Annotated in this window: 24 protein-coding genes and 1 tRNA gene; 10 read left to right on the forward strand and 15 right to left on the reverse strand. The window is 44.0% G+C overall.

All coding sequences use genetic code 11. The features are described 5' to 3' along the window. The first annotated feature begins 9 nt into the window (after nucleotides 1-9). The 3 genes from L4D78_RS18630 to L4D78_RS18640 are packed head-to-tail and all read left to right on the forward strand — an operon-like array spanning nucleotide 10 to nucleotide 4593. Nucleotides 10-2010 (forward strand): bifunctional diguanylate cyclase/phosphodiesterase, encoded by a 2001-nt coding sequence (locus tag L4D78_RS18630; RefSeq protein ID WP_428468333.1) that lies wholly within the window; start codon nucleotides 10-12, stop codon nucleotides 2008-2010. Next, a complete protein-coding gene (locus tag L4D78_RS18635; protein ID WP_428468334.1) occupies nucleotides 2003-4141 on the forward strand; it encodes a type I secretion system permease/ATPase in 2139 nt (712 codons plus the stop codon). Before L4D78_RS18630 ends, L4D78_RS18635 begins: the two co-directional genes overlap by 8 nt. A gap of 59 nt (nucleotides 4142-4200) precedes the next feature. After that, a complete protein-coding gene (locus tag L4D78_RS18640; protein ID WP_428468335.1) occupies nucleotides 4201-4593 on the forward strand; it encodes a ribosome recycling factor family protein in 393 nt (130 codons plus the stop codon). A 35-nt stretch (nucleotides 4594-4628) separates the two neighbouring features. On the opposite strand, the gene L4D78_RS18645 is transcribed toward L4D78_RS18640, so the two are convergent. Next, the gene (locus tag L4D78_RS18645) at nucleotides 4629-5198 is read right to left on the reverse strand and encodes a dioxygenase family protein (protein WP_428468391.1); all 570 of its coding nucleotides are present in this window, start codon (nucleotides 5196-5198) and stop codon (nucleotides 4629-4631) included. A 300-nt stretch (nucleotides 5199-5498) separates the two neighbouring features. On the opposite strand from L4D78_RS18645, the gene cspE reads away from it, so the two are divergent. After that, entirely contained in the window at nucleotides 5499-5711 is a 213-nt protein-coding gene (cspE, locus tag L4D78_RS18650; RefSeq protein WP_428456170.1) for a transcription antiterminator/RNA stability regulator CspE, read from the forward strand. Nucleotides 5712-6337: 626 nt separating this feature from the next. Here cspE and L4D78_RS18655 read toward each other — a convergent pair. The 5 genes from L4D78_RS18655 to L4D78_RS18675 form a co-directional block, all read right to left on the reverse strand. Continuing rightward, a tRNA-Ser gene (locus L4D78_RS18655) sits at nucleotides 6338-6425 on the reverse strand. A 105-nt stretch (nucleotides 6426-6530) separates the two neighbouring features. Then, nucleotides 6531-7223 (reverse strand): DUF4336 domain-containing protein, encoded by a 693-nt coding sequence (locus tag L4D78_RS18660; protein ID WP_428468336.1) that lies wholly within the window; start codon nucleotides 7221-7223, stop codon nucleotides 6531-6533. 137 nt (nucleotides 7224-7360) lie between these two features. Further along, the gene (locus tag L4D78_RS18665; RefSeq protein WP_428468337.1) at nucleotides 7361-7537 is read right to left on the reverse strand and encodes a hypothetical protein; all 177 of its coding nucleotides are present in this window, start codon (nucleotides 7535-7537) and stop codon (nucleotides 7361-7363) included. 220 nt (nucleotides 7538-7757) lie between these two features. Then, a complete protein-coding gene (locus tag L4D78_RS18670; RefSeq protein ID WP_428468338.1) occupies nucleotides 7758-8888 on the reverse strand; it encodes an ROK family protein in 1131 nt (376 codons plus the stop codon). Between the two features lie 79 nt (nucleotides 8889-8967). Continuing rightward, nucleotides 8968-9792 (reverse strand): glycerophosphodiester phosphodiesterase, encoded by an 825-nt coding sequence (locus L4D78_RS18675; protein ID WP_428456173.1) that lies wholly within the window; start codon nucleotides 9790-9792, stop codon nucleotides 8968-8970. Nucleotides 9793-10037: 245 nt separating this feature from the next. Between L4D78_RS18675 and L4D78_RS18680 the strand changes: the two genes are divergently transcribed. From L4D78_RS18680 to L4D78_RS18700, 5 genes are all read left to right on the forward strand, one after another. After that, nucleotides 10038-11108, forward strand: coding sequence for an ABC transporter ATP-binding protein (locus tag L4D78_RS18680; protein WP_428468339.1), 1071 nt, complete (start codon nucleotides 10038-10040; stop codon nucleotides 11106-11108). Continuing rightward, on the forward strand, nucleotides 11105-11965 hold the full coding sequence (locus L4D78_RS18685; RefSeq protein ID WP_428468340.1) for an ABC transporter permease: 861 nt from the start codon (nucleotides 11105-11107) through the stop codon (nucleotides 11963-11965). Before L4D78_RS18680 ends, L4D78_RS18685 begins: the two co-directional genes overlap by 4 nt. Continuing rightward, nucleotides 11962-12801 (forward strand): ABC transporter permease, encoded by an 840-nt coding sequence (locus L4D78_RS18690; RefSeq protein ID WP_428456176.1) that lies wholly within the window; start codon nucleotides 11962-11964, stop codon nucleotides 12799-12801. The genes L4D78_RS18685 and L4D78_RS18690 overlap by 4 nt, the downstream gene beginning before the upstream one ends. A gap of 23 nt (nucleotides 12802-12824) precedes the next feature. Beyond that, nucleotides 12825-13937, forward strand: a complete 1113-nt coding sequence (locus L4D78_RS18695) for an extracellular solute-binding protein (RefSeq protein WP_428468341.1) — start codon at nucleotides 12825-12827, stop codon at nucleotides 13935-13937. A gap of 72 nt (nucleotides 13938-14009) precedes the next feature. Next, nucleotides 14010-14843 (forward strand): inositol monophosphatase family protein, encoded by an 834-nt coding sequence (locus L4D78_RS18700; protein WP_428468342.1) that lies wholly within the window; start codon nucleotides 14010-14012, stop codon nucleotides 14841-14843. A gap of 71 nt (nucleotides 14844-14914) precedes the next feature. Here the strand turns inward: L4D78_RS18700 and L4D78_RS18705 are convergent, their stop codons facing one another. The 4 genes from L4D78_RS18705 to L4D78_RS18720 form a co-directional block, all read right to left on the reverse strand. Beyond that, the gene (locus L4D78_RS18705) at nucleotides 14915-15556 is read right to left on the reverse strand and encodes an HAD family hydrolase (RefSeq protein WP_428456179.1); all 642 of its coding nucleotides are present in this window, start codon (nucleotides 15554-15556) and stop codon (nucleotides 14915-14917) included. A gap of 187 nt (nucleotides 15557-15743) precedes the next feature. Continuing rightward, on the reverse strand, nucleotides 15744-16064 hold the full coding sequence (locus L4D78_RS18710) for an AzlD domain-containing protein (RefSeq protein WP_428456180.1): 321 nt from the start codon (nucleotides 16062-16064) through the stop codon (nucleotides 15744-15746). Then, the gene (locus tag L4D78_RS18715) at nucleotides 16061-16780 is read right to left on the reverse strand and encodes an AzlC family ABC transporter permease (protein ID WP_428468343.1); all 720 of its coding nucleotides are present in this window, start codon (nucleotides 16778-16780) and stop codon (nucleotides 16061-16063) included. The genes L4D78_RS18710 and L4D78_RS18715 overlap by 4 nt, the downstream gene beginning before the upstream one ends. 81 nt (nucleotides 16781-16861) lie before the next feature. Then, on the reverse strand, nucleotides 16862-17698 hold the full coding sequence (locus tag L4D78_RS18720) for an AraC family transcriptional regulator (RefSeq protein WP_428468344.1): 837 nt from the start codon (nucleotides 17696-17698) through the stop codon (nucleotides 16862-16864). Between the two features lie 234 nt (nucleotides 17699-17932). Here L4D78_RS18720 and L4D78_RS18725 point away from each other — a divergent pair, with 234 nt between their 5' ends. Then, nucleotides 17933-18967 carry a lactonase family protein gene (locus tag L4D78_RS18725; RefSeq protein ID WP_428468345.1) on the forward strand — a complete coding sequence of 345 codons (1035 nt, stop codon included), beginning with the start codon at nucleotides 17933-17935 and terminating at the stop codon, nucleotides 18965-18967. A 56-nt stretch (nucleotides 18968-19023) separates the two neighbouring features. Here L4D78_RS18725 and L4D78_RS18730 read toward each other — a convergent pair whose 3' ends face one another. The 5 genes from L4D78_RS18730 to L4D78_RS18750 form a co-directional block, all read right to left on the reverse strand. After that, nucleotides 19024-19671, reverse strand: coding sequence for an HAD family hydrolase (locus L4D78_RS18730; protein ID WP_428468346.1), 648 nt, complete (start codon nucleotides 19669-19671; stop codon nucleotides 19024-19026). A 489-nt stretch (nucleotides 19672-20160) separates the two neighbouring features. Continuing rightward, nucleotides 20161-20631, reverse strand: coding sequence for a DM13 domain-containing protein (locus tag L4D78_RS18735; protein ID WP_428468347.1), 471 nt, complete (start codon nucleotides 20629-20631; stop codon nucleotides 20161-20163). 696 nt (nucleotides 20632-21327) lie between these two features. Beyond that, nucleotides 21328-22218, reverse strand: coding sequence for a LysR family transcriptional regulator (locus L4D78_RS18740; protein WP_428468348.1), 891 nt, complete (start codon nucleotides 22216-22218; stop codon nucleotides 21328-21330). A gap of 248 nt (nucleotides 22219-22466) precedes the next feature. After that, entirely contained in the window at nucleotides 22467-23714 is a 1248-nt protein-coding gene (locus tag L4D78_RS18745) for an NAD(P)/FAD-dependent oxidoreductase (RefSeq protein WP_428468349.1), read from the reverse strand. A gap of 75 nt (nucleotides 23715-23789) precedes the next feature. Further along, nucleotides 23790-25088, reverse strand: a complete 1299-nt coding sequence (locus L4D78_RS18750; RefSeq protein ID WP_428468350.1) for an MFS transporter — start codon at nucleotides 25086-25088, stop codon at nucleotides 23790-23792. Nucleotides 25089-25090: the final 2 nt, after the last annotated feature.

A 25090-nucleotide genomic window follows, 5' to 3' on the forward strand; every position in this document is an offset into this window, starting at 1 on the left:
TGACCCCGTATGACTATCTATCACCGCTTATTTGTCTGGATGTTGTTACTTTTTAGTCTGCTACTTACGGGTATTTTCTACAGCCAAATCAAGACTACCCGTAGCTTCCTCGTTGAGCAACAATCCGTTGAAATGCGTAATGCCATGAATGCCGTCGGGCTAGCACTTTCCCCTTACCTCAAAGCAAGCGACCCAGTAATTATCGAATCAGTGATAAATGCCATTTTCGATGGCAGCTTTTATCAAAAAGTCACCCTTGAAGTCTTTGAGCCCAAAACCCGAATCGAGCGCCAATACCCAGTCGCCCCCACCACTGTGCCGCATTGGTTCCAACAATGGGTCACAATTCCTAGCGCGACCCAAACCAATACCATTACTAGCGGCTGGCTTCAACTGGCCAAAATCACCGTCACCAGCCACTCCTCGATTGCTTACAGCAAGTTATGGCAGAACGCTAAGCAGTTGATGTGGACATTTGGTACATGCATGTTGTTTGGCATGGTACTACTTAAGTTCATCCTCAACCGTTTAGTTAAACGACCATTAGAAGTGGTACAACAAAAAGCAAAAGATATTGCCAAAAATGACTTCGGTGAACCACTTGCAGAGCCTAACACTCGCGAGCTGAAAGACATGGTAATCGCATTTAATCAGATGTCACTGCAGCTCAAACAACACTTCAATCAACAAGCCAATGAAGCCGACGTATTACGCAAACGCGCCTATCAAGATCCTGATTCAGGCCTTGGTAATCGCCGTTTGTTACAGCTGCAATTGGAAGAGTGGCTAACAGCCGATACTCTACAAAACCAGCATGGGCTAATGATTATCTCCATACCTGCTTTTAGCCAATTGCGGCAGGCCAATAACTATGCAGCCTCAACGTTACTCGCAAAGGCCATTGGCACTAAACTGGCATCGTTTAACACCCCAAGTCGCCATGTTGGGCGTTTAAGCCACAGTGAATTTCTATTTATTACCAATGACCAATCGAAAAACACGTTGAGTAATATGGCCAATAACCTTCGCAATGATCTGATGGAGATCATACAAAATACGTTTGCTAATCAAAGAGCACTCCAAGCCGATAATGAGGTTGAGATCGGTATTATTCTTAAAAAAAATGATAAGCAGGAAAATGAAACCTCACTCTCACAATTGCTTGCCCAGTGTGACAATGTCCGAGCCATGGCAAAACAGAAAACCAACAAAGTTGCCATCATTGACGACAACCAATCAGCTGCATCACCCGCATCATGGGGGAAACAACAATGGCTAGAGCTTATTCACCATGCGCTTAAAGAAGATCAGCTGATATTTACCCATCAGCGCGCGATTAACAAAGCAGGGGATGAGCTGCATCGAGAACTGTTTACCGCGATTCAATATCAAGGTAGAACCTTTTCAGCCAGTCAGTTTTTCCCGCCACTTGAAGCCTTAGACAATACAGTTGAGATCGATAAATCTATTCTAGAGCGTGCAATGGCCTCGCTACAAAACAGCCACCACATTATCGCGGTAAACCTTGCCCCAACAACTGTGACTAACGGTGGTTTTGTTCACTGGCTAAACCGCCAGCTGCAACAATATCCAACGCTAAGCCAACAGCTGATCTTCGAATTACCCGAAACCGTTTTTATCCATTTCCCCGAACACGTGAAATTACTATGCAACATCATAACAACCCACTCTTTTTCTTTCGGTGTTGATAGCTGCGGTGCACATTTCAACTCTAGTTATTTACAACACTTCCGCCCTCGCTATATCAAACTCGATTTCACCTATACCAGCCAACTTGATGAAGACATTAAAACCGATGCACTCAAAGCCATTACCCGTGCGGCAGCCAATCTCGACATCATATCGATAGCAACGCGGGTCGAAACTCGCCAGCAATTAGAAAGCCTAGCCCAGCTTGGTGTACAGGGCTTCCAAGGGTTTGTAGTTGAAGAACGAAATAATCATGGAGGACAAGATAGAAGAGACCATAAGGAGTGCAACGATGAATGATTCTTTACTCGCCGCCCTCACCTTTGTATGCCGTCATTATGAGCAGCCCTGCTCTGCAGAAAGCTTAATCGCGGGGTTACCGCTTAAAAATGGTCAATTAACGCCACATTTATTTTCTCGTGCCGCAAGCAATGCAGGGCTTTCTGCAATCGAAGAAGATCTTCCGATATCACAGCTCTCCCCTTTATTGCTACCAGCCGTTGCCCTACTTGAGAATAATCAAGCTTGCGTCGTACTCGATATCAACCCTGTGGAGCAGCAAGCACAAATTGCAATTGGTATTCCTGCTACCAGTACGGTAGGTAGAACAGACAAATACATTACGCAGTGGCTCTCTTTTTCCGATCTTGAACAGCAATTTCTCAATAAAGTATTCTTGCTCAAAAAACACTTTAAATACGATGAACGCAGCCCTGAGTTCTTATCATCATCCCAGAAACACTGGTTTTGGAGCACGATTTGGCAATCTAAGTCTATCTACCGTGATGTGTTTATTGCTTCGGTTTTAATCAACCTCTTCGCCATTGCATTACCACTTTTTACCCGCTTGGTTTATGACAAAATTGTACCTAATCAAGCTTTTGATTCACTGTGGGTATTAGTCAGCGGTATGGCAATTATTGTCGGCTTCGATTTACTGCTTAAAATACTCCGCAGCTACTTCATCGATATTGCAGGTAGAAAATCAGATCTGATGATTTCGTCTGCTATTTACGCCAAAGCAGTAGGTATGAAAATGTCATCCCGCCCCCCATCGATAGGCGCTTTTGCCCGCCATTTACAAGAATTTGAGTCCATTCGGGAATTTTTCACGTCAACAACCATCGCCTCACTCATAGACCTACCTTTTGCCTTCTTTTTCTTATTGATCATCTGGTTGATAGCAGGCCCTTTGGTTATCGTACCACTTGTCGCCGTCTGTATTTTGATCCTCTACTGCTGGTTAATTCAACGTCCGCTACAAACCAGCGTTGAAGAAGGATCTAAATTGGTTTCACAAAAGCATGCCAATTTAATCGAAAGCCTAACTGGCCTAGAGACTCTCAAGCTCTTCAACGCTCAAGGGCAGTTCCAATTTAAGTGGGAACAAGCCGTTGCTCATATTGCGAACTGGGGGATCAAGTCACGCCGCTTAACAGATTCAGTGAACAATATCGCAAACAGTACCCAACAAAGCGTGTCGGTTGCGGTAATCGTCGTTGGTGTCTATTTAATTGCCGCAGGTGATCTATCTGTTGGGGGGCTAATCGCAACATCTATGCTTACCAGCCGCGCGATTGCCCCTATGGTTCAGCTCTCACAGCTCTCAACCCGATACCACCAAGCTAAATCAGCTATGAGTATTATTGACCAAATCATGTCTACCCCCAATGAAATAGACAATCAAAAGCACTACCTGAATACATCAGCCTTGTCTGGCGTTATCAGCACCGAAAACCTAGGCTTCAGCTACCCAAACACAGAGCCTAATGGTGCCGGCGAAAGAAAGGCGCTCAACAACATTACATTCTCTATTCAGACTGGTGAAAAAGTCGCGGTGATAGGAAAAATAGGTTCCGGGAAATCGACCTTGATGCGCCTAATCACAGGGCTTTATTCACCGACGGAAGGAGCAATAAGGCTCGATAATAACGATATTCATCAGCTTAACCCTGCGGATATTCGTCGCCAAATTGGCTGCGTACCACAAGATATCACCCTGTTTTTCGGCACAATTCGTGAAAATATCACCCTAGGAAACTCACAAGCAACTACTCAAGATATCCATCAAGCTTGTAAACTATCAGGTGTCAGCTTGTTCACTCAACATGAACCTGAAGGCATAGAAAGGCAGGTAGGTGAAAGCGGGCAACGGCTATCAGGTGGACAAAAACAAGCCATTGCAATGGCGCGTGCATTGCTTCAACAACCCAAAATACTGATTCTCGACGAGCCGACCAGCAATATGGATAACCAATCAGAACAACATATCAAACGCTATCTCGCCTCGCTCGATAAACACCATACAGTGGTACTATTCAGCCATAAATCCAGCATGCTGGATGTCGTCGATCGCCTTATCGTGTTGGATAACGGTAAGCTTGTTGCCGATGGTACGAAAGAAAGTGTGATCAAACAACTAAAAACCTAGCTGCTTGCTTTGAGGCAAAATATTGGTATTTTCAATCGATAACGTGCAAAATTCATTGCATGATAGAAAATACCTTAACTATTGCCCTACCATCGTTAATTCACCGCATTGGTGGAGAAAGCGTAAAAAAAGCAAAGGACATTGCTTTGGAATGTGGCTGTGAGCTGAAAAGGGTCCGTCGTTCTAGAAACTGGCAAGTGGTGGGCGATGCGGTTACTTTGGCAAAACTCACCGAGCAATTGAAAGCAGCCGATGCTGAAGCCATGTACTACCTCAACCGTAAAATTGACGAAAAGCTGTCGATATATCACTGCAAACTAGAACCACTAGAAGAACAACTCAAAACACTGGTTGTTCAAAACCCAAACATCACACTTGCTGAGCTTATGCAGCAAACCAATTGCTCAATCACTGAGGCACGGGTAGCACGCTTTGAAGCCGATGCATTCTGACCCTTAGACTTCCCCCTTAAATGAATTGATCTCACCTAAACAACAAAATCAAAATTGGCTGTCCATACGTCGCGCTGATTTTTACCCGGTGATAGTTGCAATAACTCACGATTTTTACCCCACCACTCATTACCCGTCTGGCCCTGTAAATAAAGTTGAGTGGTTAACAGTTCGTCATTTCCTTGCCAGACTTTAATATGAATATGAGGTGGCCTAGCGCCATAAGGGACAGGGTAAAGGGTATAAAACTGATAGCTCCCCTTTTTATCCGTCAAAACAGCACCATTCCCTGCAAAATGAGGGTCATGCTGATTCGTATTTTCTTGTTTAGGGTGATGATATAGTCCAGCGCCATCACATTGCCAAATCTCCACTTTCACATTGGCTTGTGGCTGCCCTTGCGGATTCACAACTCTTCCCTCAAGCAATAAAGGGGTACCGTTTATTCTTGCGGGCTCTAAGACTAAATCGGGCCGAAGTGGTATATCTTCAACCGGATAGAAAGGCCCTTCCGCATCGCTTGCCGTTAACCTCATACGGGCTCCTGCCCATGATGGCGTCATAAAAGCCAATGAAAGCACCGCCAAAAATCGTCTTCTTTTCATCATTCCCTCGCTGTTGTCACTTATAAGCAATACTGAACGTTATGCTTATAAGTGTGGCACGCTCAAATTTTTTCATGTCTTTTTGATAAATTTTAAATAATAGCCTTTACATATAATTTTTTTAGGGTACTATCTCCCTCGCTCTGACACACAGAGTTATTAATGAAGCATCAAGTAATAAGTAAAACCTTAGATATACAGTTTATGTAATCAGTGTTTCCCTTAGCTTTATCGTAAAATTTAATAATTCAGCATTCAGTGCAACACTATCTTTTAAATGAATTAAATAAGGGGCATAACATGTCTGCATCAAACACTGGTATCGTAAAATGGTTTAACGAAGAGAAAGGTTTCGGTTTCATTTCTCAAGACAACGGCGGCGCTGACGTATTCGTTCACTTCCGTGCTATCGCTTCTGAAGGCTTCAAAACTCTTGCTGAAGGCCAGAAAGTGTCTTTCGAAGTAGAACAAGGCCAAAAAGGTCTTCAAGCAGCAAACGTTGTTGCTCTTTAATTCTTAATTAAGAATTAAATCGATAAAAGGTCGCCTAGGCGGCCTTTTTTGTATCTAGCGTAAAGCAAAATACGACTGTAATTTGATAAATGCTGGATATCCCCAAAAGCCGACCTGTGTCGGCTTTTTTGTATCCCCCATTCCTTAACGTTCATACCCAGCACGGTAAGAAACCTGCCTAAGTGCTTTCAAATACAGCGGAGTGCTTCGGGACATGACGAATTTACTTCGCCCTATGGCCGTTACTTTAAAGCGCCTTCGACTAGTAACGTTGTCTCGCTTAGCTCGGCTGAACCTTGGGTTCTATATACCCTAAATGCAAAAAACCGCTAACAGAGTAGCGGTTTCTTTGAATGTGGTGGAGTACTACGAGGGTATTACGGATTTGAACCCTAAATAACAGATGCAAAAAAGCCGCTGATAAATCAGCGGATTCTTCTAATGTAGCGGAGCGATTTTGGTATGGCAGGATTTTCAAATCCCTTTTGCTGCCACTAAAACGACGAAAGCCCAGCATTTCTGCTGGGCTTTCTGAATGTGGCGGAGTGCTACGAGGGTATTACGGATTTGAACCCTAAATAACAGATGCAAAAAAACCGCTGATAAATCAGCGGCTTCTTCTAATGTGGCGGAGAGATAGGGATTTGAACCCTAGGAGGGTCGCCCCTCGCCTGATTTCAAGTCAGGTGCTTTCGGCCACTCAGCCATCTCTCCGTTGTGCGGCGAATAATACGGGGTTAACGGTTAACTGTAAAGGCATAAATTAAAAATAAAAAACAAGTGCTCACTATCACATCAACACGTCTAGCAGTAAGGCTTTTAATCTAAAAAACGTGCAGATAAATCTTTAAAAACTGCCGGTGCGTTATCTGTAATAATGTCGCCATGAGTGACGACGATTTGCGAAAAATCCCATGTTTGCAGATCTCGAATAAACTCACTAAAAGCAGGTTTATTTTTCCTCGTCATTCCTAACCGAAATGGTGGTGCCACGCACTGTCCTTTAAAACCGATTGGCTCGAATACATAGCTTTTTACCAAACCTGCGAAGCCTTCTGGCGTAGCTTCAGGATAGTTTTGAATAAAATCAGTCACAATCAAAGAGTTGGATTTTTTATGCAGAAAAACAGTTTCATTAAACATAGGAACAGCTGGCATGGTTTTCCATACAAAGTCTTCAGGCCAAGCATTCTCTAGCCCTTGCTGTAGTATATGGTAAATAGATAGCGGTACTTTTCTTGGTATCCCCGCACTGACATAAGCATCAGCCTCTGGATACGCCTCACACCACTCTTGTAGCCATTTACTGTGATGATCGTTCGCAGCCACAATCGAGGTAACAGGGCCAATATCATCAATCATCTTCCGCAGATCGGCAGAAATCGCCGTTGGTGAGTGTATCCAAACACCGCCATCCGACAAACGGACGATGGTCATTCTTAATCCAAGCTTAGTCCCAACCATTTTCATGGTGTCTTCATGTACCCAAATGTCATCACCAATTTGTCGCATCACGGCCTCGCTAGTTGACTGTTTATATTCAACTATAGTGCCAGAGCGAAAAATAAAGGCATGTATTTGCGATCACACATTACAGAGGTTATTCCGTAAAAAATGGATCCCTCTCGCAAGCCTACGCATAAAAGTAATTAAAACCACTGCTCAGTGTCCCCAAAATAAGAAGCAGGATCCAACTCGTCACCAAGCAAGTTAACATTACCGACCACAACCATCCTATACAGATACCACACCCCAACAATAACCGAAGCAATTGCCAAGGGGATAAGAGGTAATCTTGTATACTTCTCGATAGCATTCTTTTCCATGTTATAAATCTCAACAGAAACAGTTAACGAGAGGGAGAATAAAGGTAACATTGAATTAATTAAAACTTATAATGCTTATCGCTAGGTTAAGTATTATTTAAAGTATCTAACGATAGTCGTGGGATTCCACCCCATTCTGGCTGCAAGCTGAAATAAGGTGTATTACATTGATGTAGAACTCGCTTAACGGTGCATCTAACCATGTAAGCTATGTATGTAGCTATGCGATTTCTAGCGTCTGGAAAACAGGGTACATACAAGCACCAAGTGAGGACAGCTGCGAGCCAACACGAGATGGTGCAATAGTTGCCATGTCATAATCCATTCCAAACTGAGCCCATTGCCTATCTAAACCTATTCGTTTTATAAGCTCTAAACTAATGTGTTTCGGCGCTGAACCACCAAACACGATACAGTCAGGGTCAAACCAACCTAGTGTTAATAAAACCAACGGGCGTAGCTGCGTTGCTGCATTATCTAGCCACATTGAGACAACGGGATGCTCGATTGAGGGTATATCGTTGATATCATCAATGGGATGGCCATCATCGGCCAATAACGTCATAAGTTCACGCAATGAAGGACGGCGAACGTCAGGCTCTTGCACAGAGAAATAAGTACCTATCTCACCTGCATTTTTGTTCCGGCCACGAAATAACTTACCATCAATGATGACACCGCCACCAATGCCATGGCCAATTTCTATCAATAGCATATTCGCGACCTCTGGCCATAAGCCAGAAAAGTATTCGCCAACAGCTGAAACATTACAGTCGTTATCGATCCAGACTGGCCATTCAAAAACGCTGCCAAATAATTGCGCTACATCCACTTCTCGCCAATGGGATAGCCAAGGAATGGTGTGAATGAATCCCCCGCTTCCTAAGTGTGGGCCAGGCATCGATACACCCAGCCCCAAAATACGGGACTGTTGAATACGGTGTTTATCAATCAACTTTAAGATCGCCGATTGGATAGCTTCCATTACATCTTCAATAGGAGCTGATTCTTGATAATCGAAGCTTACAGTATCAACAAGGTGGCCACAAAAGTTAGCCAGTGCAACTTCAATCTTATTAATATGAAACGCAACACCAAAAGAGAACGCCGCGTAGGGGCTCAGCTGCAAAGGTATAATAGGCTGCCCTCTGCCAACTTTGATCCGTTCGCCTTCACTAATGAGCTGCATAGACAGTAATTCTTTACAGATACTGGTGACACTCCCGCTGCGCAAGCCCGATAATTCAGTGATTTTAGCTCGGGAAACTGGCGCATGATTACGGACAATGCTTAGAACTTTTTTCTGCCCTGGAGACAGCTCTAGCTGGAGAGGCTTAATCGGAGAAAGCATATTTTTAACTCATTTATTAGGCAGTTAGGCGAGGCGGATTATCCCATACCCCACCTAATATTCACTAGTAGAATTTAACTTAGATTGCTTCTAAGCCTGCCTCTTCAACCAAGCGCTTCAGCATCTCGATATCATCATGGCTAATCATATCGATTAGCCCTTCCTGCATCCAGCCGATAATTTCGCTATGAACATCGTAGCCATAGTGTTCGTTAAACCACAATGTCGTATCGATATCCTTGGTTGGTAAATATAAGCGTGTGGTTAAGCCCGCTTGCTTATAAGCCCTTAAGTCATCAACGCTCACATGTGGATATTCACAACACACACAGCTAGCACGAGAGTCTGTCACCGCTTTTAACTGATCGTTATAACGCGCTAATGTTACCACCTGCAAGTTAACTTCTGGCATCAGGTCTTTCACTCGATTAACCAGCACATGGTCAAAGCCCAGTAATTGAATGTGGTCAACAGCATTCGGTACCGAGCGTAAAATTTCTACCATTTGCACCGCAAATTCCTGATGGCGAAGACGTTGTTTTGCTTCAACAACTAAACCAGCATTATTTTCAATGGCCCAATTTAATACATCAACGAAAACAGGCACTTTGGTGCCGCTAAACGCTGGCGAAAACCAACCACCAAAATCCAGAGCAAGTAGCTCTTCAAGTGTCATTTGCTCTACATAGCCTTGACCGTCTGATGTTCTTGCCACGCTTGGATCGTGAGTAACAACAATGTGATTATCTTTGGTCATTGCTACATCAATTTCGATGCAGCTTGTTCCAGCGTCTAAGGCAGCATTAAATGCTGGCATGGTGTTTTCTGGGTAGTGAAGGCACGAGCCGCGATGGCTGTTGATCAGAACTTTACCTTTACTGCCAACATCAAAATCAAATGGCATGATTACAATCCTATTAATCTTTATCAAAAAGCTTATTAAAGATTAATCTCTTCATCAATAGAATGTCAAGACACATGATAAACACATTACAAAATTACAGCAAAAAACACACATCACCTATAAAACAATGACTTAATGTAAAAACGCATACCTCTGTCACGTTTTTAACGTTACTGACTTTTTTCTGAAACATCGAACAATTACTATCCTCCCATAAAAGTTAAGCTTTCAAGGAAAGGTTATTAATGACAATGCTTGAACTTCAAGGGGTTACGAAAAAATTCGGTAACTTCTACGCATCTAAAGATATTTCTTTCTCAGTGAAAACTGGGGAATTCGTGACATTACTAGGCCCTAGTGGCTGCGGTAAAACCACCTTGCTGAAAATGATCGGTGGCTTCCAGCAACCAGATGGTGGAAACATCGCGATTGGGGGAGAGACAGTTAACAATGTCCCTGCCGAAAAGCGAAATACAGCAATGTGCTTTCAGTCTTATGCCCTCTTCCCGCACTTAAGCGTGTCGCACAATATCTGCTTTGGTATGGTACAAAAGAAAGTTAGCCGAACTGAACAAGATAACCGCTTACAAAATGCGTTATCACAAATTGGCTTAATGGATCAGAAAGATAAAATGCCAGGACAACTGTCAGGTGGACAACAACAGCGTGTCGCATTAGCCCGAGCCATGGTAACTCGCCCAGATCTGATCTTATTTGATGAGCCTCTTTCTAACCTTGATGCCAAAATGCGTGAGACCGTGCGCTTTGAAATTAAGGCGCTGCAGAAGCAGCACAACCTAACGTCTATATATGTTACCCACGATCAAGCTGAAGCCTTAGCCATGAGTGACAAAATTGTCGTTCTTAATGCCGGTGGTATTGAGCAAATCGGTTCACCACAAGATATTTATTACCGTCCACGCAACCGCTTTGTGGCCGATTTCATCGGTGCAGCCAACATCCACCAAGCCTATATTGAGCCGAGCAGCGACATCCATACCTATCGTGTTAGCTGTAGTTTAGGCGAAATGACCGTTGAATCAAAAGAAGCCCCTCAAGGTGATCAGATCTATGTCTGCTGGCGCCCTGAAGATGCAGAACTGTGCGATGCAGGTACTGACAACAGCTTTGCGGTAGATGTGAAGTCAATGGCTTTTCAGGGAAATACCCTTGAAGTGTTTGGCATGGTTGGCAATAACCCAGGTCAGGAAATTCGATTACAGCTTAGTGGTCGTGACCCGATTCAAGTGGGCGACCGCATTCATGCATGCCTGAAACGAAGTGCTATCCGATTCTTGGAAGAGGTAACTGCATGAAGCCCTACCTACTTCTGATCCCCGGACTAGGTGCAATCGTGCTATTGATGGGCAGTGCCCTCTATGTTGTGGTAGCACAAAGTTTTGGCATGTATAGCTTTACAGGCGAAACATCAGCAACACTTGAGTATTGGCAAACCATGCTGACCGACCCAATTTTGTGGCGCTCGGTCGAATACTCAATGCGTACCTCATTTTTGGGCACGTTAGGCGCAATTTGCTTGGCCTACCCCATTTCTATTTGGCTACAACAAACGCTACCTGCAAGGAATGCGATCGTAGCAACTCTCCGTGCTCCCATGTTTGTTCCGGGTCTAGTTGCAGCATTTTTGTTGATGAATGTGATTGCCTACCATGGCATCTTCAATGAGGCACTTCTGTCTTTAGGTATTATTGATGAGCCACTTCGAATGGCCAATGATAAGTTCGGCTGGAGTATCATCATATTGCAGATTTGGAAAAACTTACCGTTTGCCCTGATCCTGTTAACGGGTTCTATTGCGAGTATCCGTACCGATATACTGCATGCCTCACAAGATCTCGGGGCGACACGCTGGAAGCGTTTCCGTCAGGTGATTTTCCCACTGACAATCCCAGCAATGCAGGCATCATCCATCCTGATTTTTATTGGTGCTTTGGGGGATTTCTCTTTTGCATCTGTAGCAGGTTCGCGTAGCAGTTACTCACTTTCAATGCTGATGAACATTACAGCAACTCAGTACTACGAATGGGAAAACGCAGCTGTTATTGCCATCATCATCATGATACTTGCAGCATTGAGTGCCGTGGCTATTACATTGCTGACTCAGCCATTTGCCACTAAGAAAAAACCACTGTTGCAGGAGGCTGTCGCATGACCCCGATAACAGCTAATGGTAAAAAAATTGCCATTATTTCAATTAGCTTTTTCTTCATCGTTAATATTCTTTGGCTGGCATTGCCTTTCGGGATGGCGATTCTATGGTCACTGGTTGACCCAGAGCACCCTTGGAGCTATCCGGACATGTTCCCACAGGTACTCTCCTTTGGTCGCTGGGTACAGGTGTGGCAAACCACCTCACTGCCTGAAGCGCTCGCCAATAGCTACATGGTTGCGCCCGCGGTTGCATTACTGACACTGACGCTGGCAATGCCAACAGCCTATGCCTTTGGTCGCTTAACCTTCCGTGGTAAGAAAATTGCTGAGATGGTGTCGCTGCTACCAATGGTTATGCCTTCTATGATCCTTGCGGTGTTCTTCAGCTCGATGCTATTAGAACTAGGCATGACTAACCCGTACCTCAACATTGTACTGGCTCATACTGTTTTAGCCTTGCCTTATGCTATTCGAATATTGTCAGCAGGCTTTAAAGCCATCCCACAAGACTTAATTGATGCCTGTGCGGACATGGGAACCGGTAAAATTGGACTGTTTAAGCATGCCTTTTTACCCATGCTCAAGCCTAGCCTACTCGCATCATTCATTTTCTGTCTGGTGATCAGTATTGAAGAATTCAATATGGCCTACGTACTAGGTGCACCTGACTTCATTACGATCCCAACCATTTTGTATTCGTTCCTAGGATACTCATTCATTCGGCCTGATGCTGCCGTGGTTTCACTGATTCTCGTGATCCCAAATGTGATCCTGATGTTGATCATCGAGCGGTTGTTAAAAGGTAACTACCTGTCTCAATCCACAGGTAAAGCTTAATTTCTAGTGTAGAGGAAATACTGATGTCATTTAAAAAAGCAGCTTTAGGGACAACACTGACTGTACTGGCAACCGCCTCATTTTCAGCATTGGCGTATGACGTCAATGAGATGAGCTGGGGAGAAATAGAAGCACAAGCTAAAAAAGAAGGTAACATCACGTTTGCTGTTTGGTACCTTCAGCCTCAGTGGCGCGAATTTGTTAAAGATTTCGAGCAAGACACAGGGATCAAAGTGCGTATCCCTGAAGGTACTCACGACGGTAACCGTAATAAGCTAATGGCTGAAAGTCGCCGTGATAAGGGCAGTATTGATGTTTTGGCCATCGGTCCAACAAGTATTGACGTTATTAATAAAGAATCAACATTACTACCACTAGAAAAATTGCCTGAATTCAAGCAACTGACCACCCGTGCTGAAGGGGTTGAGTCTGAAGGCTACGCGGTTACTTTCTGGGGCAACCAAACGGGCTTAGCGTATGATCCTATGCGTGTCGACGAAGCAACATTACCTCAGAGCTTTGAGGAAATGGAAGCCTTTATCAGTAACAATCCAATGGCCTTTGGGGTAAACGATCCTAACGGTGGTGGTGCAGGTCTACGCTTTATCGAATCTACCATTCGTCATGTGTCAGGCGACGCAGAGCAAGGCGAAAAGGTTGACCGTAAGATCATCAAGAGTTGGAGCACCGCTTGGGATTGGTTCCAGAACAACAAAGAAGACATGCTGATCACCGCATCTAACGCCGACAGCCTGACTCGCATCAACGATGGTGAAATTACGATAGCACCCGCATGGGAAGACCACTTAGCCGCACTACAGCAGCAAGGTGCAATCACTGACCGTATTAAGTTCTACATCCCTGAATTTGGTATGTCCGGTGGCGGTAACTTCGTAACAGTACCAAGCAATGGCCAGAAAAAAGCAGCGTCACTGGTATTTATAAACTGGTTAACGTCTGCCGATACACAGGCTGCATTGAATAAAACATTTGGTATTGCACCCCAGCATCCAGAAGCTGATTCAAGCAATGCGCTTATCCCAACGGAAATGCGTGCTCTGGCGACAGAACCTTTCAATGCTGATTATGCAGCTGAGCTGAAAAAACAATTCACTCGTAACGTATTAATGCGGTAATTCGAAATTGTAACCATTACTCAAGAAAAGGAAGCATTGCTTCCTTTTCTTTTTTGTAAACAAGGAAGGCCTATGCTTAACAACGCTATTCTTAACGAACTGATCCAGATTGTTCACGATGTCGCACAAGCGGAAATTACCCCTCACTTTCGTAACCTCGATACGAATGCCATTGCAGCTAAAGACTTTCACAGTGATTTAGTCACCATTGCCGATCAAAATGCTGAAGCAAGAATCAGCGAAAAAGTGCGCGAACTTCTTCCTGATGCACTGATTATTGGTGAAGAGGCGGTTTCCGAAAATCCACAGCTTCTTGAAAAACTAAATTCTGCCGAGCTGGCGGTGATTATTGACCCAGTGGACGGAACATGGAATTTCGCCAATCACCTACCGGTCTTTGGGGTCATTCTCGCGGTAGTCATTAACGGTGAAACTCAGTTCGGCCTGCTGTACGACCCAATAGCTGATGACTGGGTACAAGCAGAGCGTGGTAAGGGCGCTTATTATCAACGGCCAGACGGTTTCAGCCAACGGCTCACTATAAATGCAGAAACAGAACTCGATAAAATGACTGGGTGTTTATCTTTGTCGATGTTTGAGCACAGCCACCGACAACACGTTGCCAGCCAAACCGTTCACTTCGAGCGTATTATGGCCTTAGGCTGTTCATGCTTTGAGTACCGTTTACTGGCGACCAGTAGCTTTTCCTTTGTGCTCACTTCATCTCTTAAACCGTGGGATCACGCCGCAGGTCAGCTTGTTCACCAAGAAGCGGGCGGGTATTCGGCTTTATTAGATGGGCAAGAATATAAGCCGACCTTAAGCCATGGCAATCTGCTTTTAGCGCCAGATAAGCAAACATGGGAAAAGCTGCAAACAACTTTTTCACCCTACGAACCAAAGTAACGTCCGTATATCATCAAGAACAACAGCCCTCTAGCACTATATCGTTCAATACTCGCTTTGCGGGCTGTTATTTAGAGATAAGCTTTTACATCAGATAACCCAGTCAATATAGCCGTTGCACGCTCGGCAACATCATCAGCTGGCAATAATAAGTCAGGGATCATAATTGCGTGGCAACCAGCATCTAAACCTGCACGCATACCATTATTAGAGTCTTCTAACACCAAGCAGTTATCCGGCTCAATGCCAAGTTGCTCACTCGCCATTTGATAACAATCTGGGGCTGGTTTACCGTTACTCACATCTTCAGACGTGATAACCACATCAAACTGAGCTAGATAGTCTGAGCCGGCAAAGTGGTGCTTAACTTGAGCCAAACCCGACGATGTTACTAACGCACACTTTAGCTGTAGTTGCTTCAAATGGAGGAATAGCATGTCAAAGCCCGCTTTATAAGCGATGCCGTTCTCTTGCTCTGCTTTAAACATCGCGTCACGTACTTGTATGAACCGCTCGATATCAAGTGCGTCACCAAATTTACTGACGATGCGGCGCTCACACTCGGCATCTTGAACACCAATGAAAGACTGGTAATCAGCATTGGTTAACACCAAATCCTGCTCATTGGCGGCATACTGCCAGCTCAGTTTGTATAAGCCTTCTGTGTCGAAAATCAGCCCGTCCATATCGAACAATACTGCTTTAATATCCATTACATCTCCATCAATTGCTAACCCGTTAATCGAGGCTATCTATAACTTTACCCTCCAATCGCTAAACGAGAGGTTAATACGGATAAACCTCCTTATGTTGCAGTGATATTGCCAATGAACGCGTCCTTTCAACTGAAAAGTTTGGTTGCTTAAAATAAAGTGTCTATTGGACAAGCCGTGCGTAGGGCTAAATAAATATCACCAAATTCAACATCAAAAATACTACCATGCTAACGACAGTGGTCAGCAGCACATTCTTGGTTTTCCAAGCCAGTAATGCCGCTAAGCCTGCCGACCATAAATACGGATTATCCAGTGCTAGCCACAAGCCTCCCCCTTCAGGCATAAACACGATGGGCACCCAGATAGCTGTCAGTACCGCTGGACTGGAGTATTTCAATAAACGCTGTAATTCAGGGTTAACTTTCAATGGCAGACGAGGCTCCAAAAATAGATAACGGCTTAAAAACACCAATGCTGTCATCGCCAATATAGAGAATATGATCATCCCTGTTCTCCTTGCCATTTCTCAGAAAAATAGCCCGCCAACATGCCGCCCAAACTAGCTATCATCAATGACCCGTCAATATCGAAGAAATTCAGGGAAATAGACAACCCCATCGCAACCATTACAGCAGCAACAACAGGAAAACTAACAACATGTGGAATCACCAAAGCAATGAAAGTCGCCGCAACAGCAAACTCCAATCCCAGTTCATTCAACGTAGGAATATAGCTGCCCGCTACAATTCCGACCAAGGTCGCGGCATTCCAAGCAAGATAGAAACTTAACCCCGCACCGAGCGCATACCAACGATTAAATTGCTTTTTTGACTGCTGACCACAAATCGCAAACAGCTCATCAGTCAACAAAAAACCTAATCCCAATCGCCAACGCAATGGCATCGGGCTGATTTTCTCTCGCATTGAGACACTGTAAAGCAAGTGCCTAGAGGTAATGAAAAAGGTTGCTAGCAGCATAGAGACAAGCCCCGTTCCCGCTTTAAACATGCCTGTAGCCACCAGCTGTGCCGAGCCTGCAAATAAGATGGCTGACATAGCCTGACTCTCCAAAGGGTTCAGCCCTGCATCTATGGCAAAAGAACCAGCAAGTAACCCCCATGGGATCACAGCCACACTGAGCGGCAGCATTGCCAAGGCACCTTGTCCAAATAACCTCGCGGGAGTAGCCAGTTCGGTGTTATTCACTAATGTTGTATCCATAATTTATCTTCTTGCGTCATCATGACGTTATATCGCCATAACGGCCTCACAAATACTTGTACAAAATTGCCCAATAAAGCACTAGACAAGCGATTGGGTGTATTGCCTTGGCGTGATCCCCATTGCCCGTTTAAAGTGCCGATGAAAATGGCTCTGATCATGAAAACCGGCTTCTTGCGCAGCACCTGAAATATTGTGCCCAGCACGAAGTAACCTTTTGGCATACCGCAAGCGGCTTTGGATTTGGTAGGCATGAGGTGGGCATCCGAATTCCTTTTGAAACGCACGTACCAAGTAATAGGGGCTATAACCTGCCAAGGTGGCTAACTCTTCAAGAGAAACATCTGACTGAGGAAAGTCATCGAGGAAGGTCTTCACCAACAATACTTGCTTCTGGCTTCTTGTGTGTGGTTCAAAATCATTACGGCTTCTGCTGTGCTTTGCCATTAACTTAACAAGTGCACCGTAGATCAATGTTTCACGTAACAAACGATTATCTGAATTTTCCAAGGTAGAAAAGACCAATCGTAACTGCAGTGCGACTTCTGGGTCATGTACGACTGGCTCGGGGAAATAGGGGATCGAAGAATGTGCACCTATCCCATCGGTCATTACCGCAAACTGCTCTGGTAACGGGTACATTGCCTTATATTCCCAGCCACCTTCCGTTGCCGCATGACCGGTATGTACCTCATCGGCATTAACCAAAATAATATGGTCTTTAGGCGCAACATGATTACCACCGGTACGATAAAAACGCTGCGCACCCTTTTCAATCACACCAATGGTGTAACCCTCATGACTATGGCGCGAGAAATTCTGCTGCTTATATTTCGCCTGCAACACCTCAAGCCCACCTAGCTCATCGGCAACCGTAAAGCTCACATCTTCTTTGAATTGTTTAGTTTGTTCTGACATTGCTTACTCACTATTCCTTGTGGTGCCAGTCTAGCTTATCCGCCTTTGCAAATTTTGTACAAAATTGCCTTCTTCAACACAGTGAACGGGCAATGACCAACTGATGCCCAGTTTCAACCCTCTAACTTCGGCAACTGCTTCACACTTTAACCAATTGATTACTAATAAGGATTGCCGCCTGAATTGACAAACGGCATGGTAATGGCAAATATTCCTCATCTTTCAAGGTTCTTCATGACAGCTAATGGCCACCCACATTTTTATGTTGGCACCTACACTGATGCACCGAGTACTAGTTCGGGCGTCGCACTCGTCTCTCTTAATCCAGACACAGGTGAACTAAAGCGCTTAGATGATACTGTTACTTTACGCAATCCGTCTTATCTTACTTCGACAGAGCAAGGGCTATACACCTTTAGCGAAATCGCAAAAGAAGAAGGCGCAGCACTTCAGTTCATTTCATCCAATAAATGCTGTGCGCTACCGATAGCAGGAGATTACCCTTGCCATATCGCTATCAAAGCGCCTTATCTTGCTATTGCCAATTACGGCTCTGGTAATGTTAGCGTGTATCAACTCGATGAAGCGGGTAAGCCTTTACAAGCTATATCTGAATTATACGTTGAAGGAAATGGGCCAAACAAAGATCGCCAGCAAGCTCCCCACGCCCATCAAGTCACCTTTCTCAAGCACTCTAACCAATTGGCAGTTGTTGATCTCGGCTCAGATCAAATTCATCTTTATAGTCATGGTTCCGAAACAGCTGAAAATAGCTTCAACTTAGTACAAAGCATCGTCATACCTGCAGGCTCTGGTCCTCGTCACTTAGTGTTTAACCAAAGCGAAACGCTTGCATACGTGGTGTGCGAGCTATCTGAAACTTTAATTGTTCTATCTAAATGTGAAGATAAATGGCATGTGACACACCAGTGTGATTTATTAAGTGATTCTGAAAAGGGAGAAGCCGCATCAGCCATTCACCTCTGCCCTGATGAGACGTTTTTATATGTGTCTTGCCGAGCACAAAATAAAATAAGTCTGTTTGACGTATCAGGTGCACAACCAGTCAGGCTTGCCGCGTACGATTGCGGTGGCGCTTTTCCAAGAGACTTTACCTTGTCTGCCGACGGGCAGTGGTTGCTCGTGGCTAATCAACATTCAGACAACATCACTAGCTTTCGCAGAAACAAGGAAACAGGAGAGATTACTCCGACCGAGCATCAGTGCAATATTGGTGCGCCAGTTTGTCTGGTAGAAATGGTGGGATAAAAATTGTGGCTAGTTACTAACGAATGATGCCTCAACGAGAGGCATCATCATCGCCATTAAACGGCTTTCAACTCAGCGAGCACATGATGCAGCGAAGGGGCAATCTTATGGCCAAGCTGACGTACTTCTTCACAAGGCTCAACCAAATCAGGGATCTGGAAAGAGATCATGTTCGCAGCAACCGATGAACGAACGCCATTATTAGAGTCTTCGAATGCCAAACACTTCTTCGGATCAACATTAAGACGGCTGGCAGCCAACAAGTAAATTTCAGGATCTGGCTTGCCTTGGCTAACTTCACAACCAGTGGTCAGGTTATCAATGTATTTAGCGAGCCCTGCCAGTTCTAATTTTTTCTTGGCCACCTCTTTTTCTGTCGAGGTGGCAACAGCGACGGGCAAGCCTTGCGCTTTCAACCACTCTAATAGCTCAACCACCCCATCTTTCACAGGGATTGCTTGATGTTGCACTACCGCGTTATAACGGGTGCGCCATTCATTATGCAAACGGTCTAAATTATCCCCATAGGCTTTACGGAAAATGGCTTCAATGCCCGCAGCATTACGGCCAATGATAGACAGGTAAACATCTTCATAAAAAGGGAGGTTTTGCACTTCGCAAGCTTCTTTGAAGATACGCATACATACGCGCTCGGTATCGAGAAGCAAACCATCCATATCGAAAATAGCAGCTTGATAGTTCATTGCTTTACAGACTTATTGATTGAGACGGTGCATTTTGACACAAGCCAGCGCCTTTTTCTTGAAAAATAGCGCCATCGCGAATAACGGTAACCACAAATACTGATACGCCCAAAATAACAAAAGGCAGCACACTAGGCTGCCTATTCACTCAAGATAATGTCACACAACGTTAATCTTATATAAGGTTGTACCGGACTTACTCAAAAACGGAACACAACACGTATTGCTTGCACCCATCCCCATAAACTGAAACCGATAAGCGTAGACATAAATAAAGCTGAGAATAATAGTTCCATAACAGTTCAATCCACCACGTGATTGGCAATAACGTGGTTTTATTATCTACAAATCGACCACAAACCCAAGATAAACAACTACATTAAGTGCATTTACGTGATATGAAACACAGATAGTAAGAATGGCATTCTTTTACCGATGATAAAAGCAGCAATCGGCTTGCGCTGGTATTGTTTTATAAGACAATTTACTCTACTGATATTGCGCCGATGTAATAAACTGTCCAAAGGTCTCGCACCAGACAATAACGGTGTTGTATTGAGCAATATCGACCGAATTATCAAGCTCAACCATAAAGCTGTTGAACGTTTTAATCTCACCGACTTTTACCATCGACATTTTTAAGCGATTAAAGTCCGATTCGGTTTCAACAAACTCTGGCGATAGGTACAGCTTATAGTCAGGTCCCGGAGCAAGCTCCCCCACAAAGCTGATCGCATTTGGTGAAATCGATACTTCACCTTCCCCCCAATGAAGAAAATCGCTGTCTTGGCGATCTTTTTCAAAGACAGCAGTAAACTGCGCATCTTGCTGAATAGATGATATTGCTGCGGCAGGAGGTGCCTCGGGGGCAATTAATATAGGTAGGGCATAAATCCCAAGGGCAAACCCTATCGCAACCGCTATAATATGACTTGAAAATAAAGCTAAAAATCGTTTCATACTTTCCTCGTAACTTCCTTGTACCCGACATTTAAACAACTATAGCAAATCAGTAAGATATGAGGATAAAGCGTGAAGAATGCACGTGTCGCCTAAAAACGACACATACACATACACATACCAAACCGATAAAAACCAATGTAATTTAACATGTTTTAAATGCGCGTTATTTCACAGCAAATATCCAGAATATTGTATAACCCCTCGCAATAACCCCTTTGAATATTAAGTATAAAGTCCCCCGAGAACATCCAATGAAAAGCGCTATACCGCTTTGCCATCGTTTGCGATCTTAATTTAAGAATATTCCAAGCGACTTCATTTGGTTTATTTACGACTTATTTATTCACATCGAATAAAGGGTGACTAAAGCATGATAAAAATAAAAAAGAAACATGTCTGTTTCTGGGGAGCTTTGCTGTTTTTTTCCCAACTCATACTTTGGGTCACTGAGCTATCAAGCAGCCCAAACCGAAACAATATTCCATCAGTTATGAATGAACTGTGGCCATGGTATATCAGGATTCTTGTTCTGCTGCCGGGCTTATGTTTATTTTGCTACAGCCAATACCCACGTTCATCTGCAGGAAAAGTAGGGAGATGGGTATATCGATTCATACTTTGGATTTTGAAAATGAAGAAGCAACGCTAAATTGATAAACAACAAAACTGATCACAACAATTATAGCAAATCGCCTAAAACCGATAATGCTCGAAAGCTTTATTTAATGTATTCAGTACAGCCTGTCGAACCGGGCCAGCGGTATGCCGACGGGTTTGGATCACATCTATGGTCGTCATCCACCCTTCCGGTTCATACTCCACATTCAATATCGCTAACTTCCCTTGTTCGATATATGCTGAAGCAAGACGTTGTGGTGCAATGGCCCACCCTAGCCCCTCAGAAGCAAGATCCAACAGCAATTGGTGGGTATTGGCATGCCAAACCTGAGAGCTGATTGCGTAACTAAACCAAAGCTCTTGTCCTGATGAAGCACGTTGGACTATCTGGCGGTAATTTCTTAAATCAGAATCTTTCAATACCGACATATACGCTAATGGATGTGAGGGAGCCGCAAGCGTGACGAATCGATTATAGCCTAACGTCGAAAACTCGGTGTTTTCTTGCATTTTCCCATCAGCATAGACGACACCGATATGTGCACTGCCTTCACTCACCATAGCCCGAATATCAAATGTCGAAGAAGATAAGAGTTCAATATTGGTCATCGGATATTGCTCACCAATTTCGGCTAATTGACGTAGCAGCGCCGGCTCAAGCAGGCTCTCTTCAATGGCTATAATCAATGCGTGCTCTTCGGCGGCGTCGAGTGCTGCGACCTTCTGATCTAACCGTTGTTGCTGTAACAATATTGAGCGTGCTATCGGCAATAGTGCTTCACCTTCAACCGTCAATTTTGGCGTATTGCCACTGCGGTCAAACAAGGATTGGTTTAAAGCGATTTCAAGGTTTGAAATAGATTGGCTAACACCTGACTGTGCACGCTTAAGCTTTCTTGCCGCCGCAGAAATCGAACCGCAATCACACACTGCAACAAACATCTTTAATTGCTCAAAACTATACATCGTCTTTAATTTCCTCGTTTCACGCTACTAAGCCAGAACAATAAAGAGTGTATCTTATAAAGACAAGAAGAAGACCCAGATAAAACCATCTGTAGAATAGAATTTGTTAGCCGTAGATGGCTGCTCAAAATAAAAATGGTTAGCGATTCTACTTATGATTCATCTATCATGACTAAGCACAAAATCATAAATATCAGCAACTAACCAAACATATATCAACCTAAATAAATACATCGCATGATAAGACGCTACGACTGCAGTTCCAGTTTATCTGTTAATACACAGTCACGTAGTGATAGAGCGGGATTAGAAAGCAATGCACTGTCCATCGTAGCATGGGTGTGAATGAGTTTTTTCCCCTGCATAAAGTCTGCGGGGCTATTGATACACTCCACCGATACTAAGCGATTATTATTCAGATGAAAAACCGATAAGCCATTTGCGTTATTAGACTTTCTCACCACTTGGCTAGTTGCGGTATTTTTCATACCCGCGATTTGAAGTTTATATTCATACTGATCTGACCAAAACCACGGCGTCTCTTCCGGTTTGTTCGGTTTCTTCACTATGTTGTTAGCCACAACTTTAGCTTGTTCTAACGCATTCTGGACACTTTCTAATCGTAGGTTAGTTTTTGAAACTGACACATAGCGATTCGCTACATCTCCAATGGCAAAAATATGTAGATCATTGGTTCTAGAATCCCGATCAACAGTGATCCCGTTTGAACATTGAATGCCTGCATCGCTCGCGAGATCAGTATTGGGGATCGCGCCAATACCTACTACAGCAATATCGCAGTCAACCTTTTGACCGTTTGAAAGGCTAACGCTCTCCAGTTGACCATTCGTATGATTAAAATCCGTTACGCTAGCACTCAGTAAGAAATTAACACCTTGTTCCTGATGCGCGTTCAAGAGAAAGCCGGATAAATGGTTTGATGCTACGCGTGAAAGTAATGTCGGCTCTTGCTCTATGACCGTCACATCCCCGCCTAAACTGCGTGCTGATGCCGCAACTTCAAGACCAATATATCCACCGCCAATAATCGCCACTTTCGTGTCAGAGTTAATGCCTGACTTTAAGCGTTCTGCATCGTCAATGCTGCGTAGGTATATAATGCCGTTACTGTCTTTCCCTGGAATAGTTAAAACACGGGGTCTTGAACCTGTCGCAATAATTAAATATTCGTAATTCAATGTTTCACCACATGCAGTCTCAACCGCTCTATTACTACGATCAATACGAGTGACACTCGTGCTCAGCTTAACATCGATGTTTTTTTCTTGATAAAAAGCATTTGGTCTAAGTAAGAGGCTGTTTGAATCTGCCGTTCCCTTAATATACGCCTTAGAGAGCGGCGGACGCTGATAAGGTGGTGTAGACTCAGAGCCAATAATCGTTATTGAACCAGTAAAGCCGTACTGTCGAAGAAATGCAGCTGCAGAGCCACCAGCATGCCCTCCACCAATAATTACTACGCGTTGTTTTTCCATGTTGTCACCAACTCTTATAATTGAGGAAGAAAATAGGCGGTTTCATCACATCCTATGAAACCACCTTTATTGCCTTTATTTGTTAACTTCTTCTTTTGGTAAACGTAAGACAAGTATGCAACTTACGACTAAGAACATTGCGAATGTAATCAGACCTACGCTAGAAGAATCTGTCAGTTCTTTTAGCCATCCAAGAACAGACGTTGCAACGAAGCCACCAATGTTCGCAACAGAGGTAATTAAAGCGATTCCCACCGCTGCCGCCGCGCCTCTGAGGAACGTACCAGGCAAACACCAAAATACAGAATACGTTGCGACAATACCCACATTAGCTAACGTAAAGCATAAAACCGTCATCATTAGGTTATCAGTAAAGAAAGTACTGAGAACAAGACCAGTCGCACCAATAAATAGCGGTACAGCCAAATGCCATCGGCGCTCTCGGTGCTTATCTGAACTCATCCCATTAAGCAGTAGGAAGACCAAAGCAAATGCATGTGGTATTGCAGTTAAGTAACCAATTTCGGACATACTGGTTGCACCCGCTTCTCGAATGAGCGTAGGCAGCCAAAAACTAATTGCATATGTCCCCATCATAAAGCTCATATCAACAAAGCATAAAAGCCATACTCGACCCGATGTTAAAGCATCTCTGACAGAGTGCTTCTGCTTCACATCCAGATGATCTTGTTCTAGGTTATGCTGCAGCTCTTCTTTCTCTTCATCGTTCAGCCATTTCGCACTTTTAATACCGTCAGGCAAGAAAATAAAGACTAGGAAACCTAAGATAACGGACGGCAATGCTTCAAGGAAATAAAGCCATTGCCAACCTGCAAAACCTCTTGCGCCATCAAACGCTTCCATAATCCAGCCTGATAATGGGCTACCGATCAGCGCCGCAGCAGGTAGGCCCATCATAAAGAGCCCAATAATTTTCCCGCGTTTATAGGTTGGATACCAGTAAGTGAGGTAAAGTAAAACGCCAGGAACAAAACCGGCTTCAGCCACACCTAAAAGAAAACGAACAATATAAAATTGTGTGGGTGTGGTAACGAGCATTGTCGCACCAGACAATAACCCCCAGGTGATCATTATTCTTGCGATCCACCATCTTGCCCCAACTTTTTGCAGAATAAGATTACTGGGTATTTCAAAGACAACATAGCCAATGAAAAATAAGCCAGCCCCCAATCCATAAACAGCTTCGCTAAAACCTAAATCACCAGCCATTTGTAATTTAGCAAGGCCAACATTAATTCTATCTAAATAAGCCGCAAAGTAACACAAGCAAAAAAAAGGAATAAGTTTCCATGTAACTTTACTATATAACTGGTCTGTTGATGGTCTGGTAATAGCTATTTCGTTATTGTTCATAT

Source organism: Photobacterium minamisatsumaniensis (assembly GCF_050336695.1).
Classification (GTDB): Bacteria; Pseudomonadota; Gammaproteobacteria; order Enterobacterales; family Vibrionaceae; genus Photobacterium; species Photobacterium minamisatsumaniensis.

What these genes read in the sequence shown, in the direction of transcription:
- L4D78_RS18630 (WP_428468333.1), top strand. Translation starts at nt 10, where the DNA reads ATGACTATCTATCACCGCTTATTTGTCTGGATGTTGTTACTTTTTAGT.
- L4D78_RS18635 (WP_428468334.1), top strand. Translation starts at nt 2,003, where the DNA reads ATGAATGATTCTTTACTCGCCGCCCTCACCTTTGTATGCCGTCATTAT.
- L4D78_RS18640 (WP_428468335.1), top strand. Translation starts at nt 4,201, where the DNA reads ATGATAGAAAATACCTTAACTATTGCCCTACCATCGTTAATTCACCGC.
- L4D78_RS18645 (WP_428468391.1), bottom strand. Translation starts at nt 5,198, where the DNA reads ATGAAAAGAAGACGATTTTTGGCGGTGCTTTCATTGGCTTTTATGACG.
- cspE (WP_428456170.1), top strand. Translation starts at nt 5,499, where the DNA reads ATGTCTGCATCAAACACTGGTATCGTAAAATGGTTTAACGAAGAGAAA.
- L4D78_RS18660 (WP_428468336.1), bottom strand. Translation starts at nt 7,223, where the DNA reads ATGCGACAAATTGGTGATGACATTTGGGTACATGAAGACACCATGAAA.
- L4D78_RS18665 (WP_428468337.1), bottom strand. Translation starts at nt 7,537, where the DNA reads ATGGAAAAGAATGCTATCGAGAAGTATACAAGATTACCTCTTATCCCC.
- L4D78_RS18670 (WP_428468338.1), bottom strand. Translation starts at nt 8,888, where the DNA reads ATGCTTTCTCCGATTAAGCCTCTCCAGCTAGAGCTGTCTCCAGGGCAG.
- L4D78_RS18675 (WP_428456173.1), bottom strand. Translation starts at nt 9,792, where the DNA reads ATGCCATTTGATTTTGATGTTGGCAGTAAAGGTAAAGTTCTGATCAAC.
- L4D78_RS18680 (WP_428468339.1), top strand. Translation starts at nt 10,038, where the DNA reads ATGACAATGCTTGAACTTCAAGGGGTTACGAAAAAATTCGGTAACTTC.
- L4D78_RS18685 (WP_428468340.1), top strand. Translation starts at nt 11,105, where the DNA reads ATGAAGCCCTACCTACTTCTGATCCCCGGACTAGGTGCAATCGTGCTA.
- L4D78_RS18690 (WP_428456176.1), top strand. Translation starts at nt 11,962, where the DNA reads ATGACCCCGATAACAGCTAATGGTAAAAAAATTGCCATTATTTCAATT.
- L4D78_RS18695 (WP_428468341.1), top strand. Translation starts at nt 12,825, where the DNA reads ATGTCATTTAAAAAAGCAGCTTTAGGGACAACACTGACTGTACTGGCA.
- L4D78_RS18700 (WP_428468342.1), top strand. Translation starts at nt 14,010, where the DNA reads ATGCTTAACAACGCTATTCTTAACGAACTGATCCAGATTGTTCACGAT.
- L4D78_RS18705 (WP_428456179.1), bottom strand. Translation starts at nt 15,556, where the DNA reads ATGGATATTAAAGCAGTATTGTTCGATATGGACGGGCTGATTTTCGAC.
- L4D78_RS18710 (WP_428456180.1), bottom strand. Translation starts at nt 16,064, where the DNA reads ATGATCATATTCTCTATATTGGCGATGACAGCATTGGTGTTTTTAAGC.
- L4D78_RS18715 (WP_428468343.1), bottom strand. Translation starts at nt 16,780, where the DNA reads ATGGATACAACATTAGTGAATAACACCGAACTGGCTACTCCCGCGAGG.
- L4D78_RS18720 (WP_428468344.1), bottom strand. Translation starts at nt 17,698, where the DNA reads ATGTCAGAACAAACTAAACAATTCAAAGAAGATGTGAGCTTTACGGTT.
- L4D78_RS18725 (WP_428468345.1), top strand. Translation starts at nt 17,933, where the DNA reads ATGACAGCTAATGGCCACCCACATTTTTATGTTGGCACCTACACTGAT.
- L4D78_RS18730 (WP_428468346.1), bottom strand. Translation starts at nt 19,671, where the DNA reads ATGAACTATCAAGCTGCTATTTTCGATATGGATGGTTTGCTTCTCGAT.
- L4D78_RS18735 (WP_428468347.1), bottom strand. Translation starts at nt 20,631, where the DNA reads ATGAAACGATTTTTAGCTTTATTTTCAAGTCATATTATAGCGGTTGCG.
- L4D78_RS18740 (WP_428468348.1), bottom strand. Translation starts at nt 22,218, where the DNA reads ATGTATAGTTTTGAGCAATTAAAGATGTTTGTTGCAGTGTGTGATTGC.
- L4D78_RS18745 (WP_428468349.1), bottom strand. Translation starts at nt 23,714, where the DNA reads ATGGAAAAACAACGCGTAGTAATTATTGGTGGAGGGCATGCTGGTGGC.
- L4D78_RS18750 (WP_428468350.1), bottom strand. Translation starts at nt 25,088, where the DNA reads ATGAACAATAACGAAATAGCTATTACCAGACCATCAACAGACCAGTTA.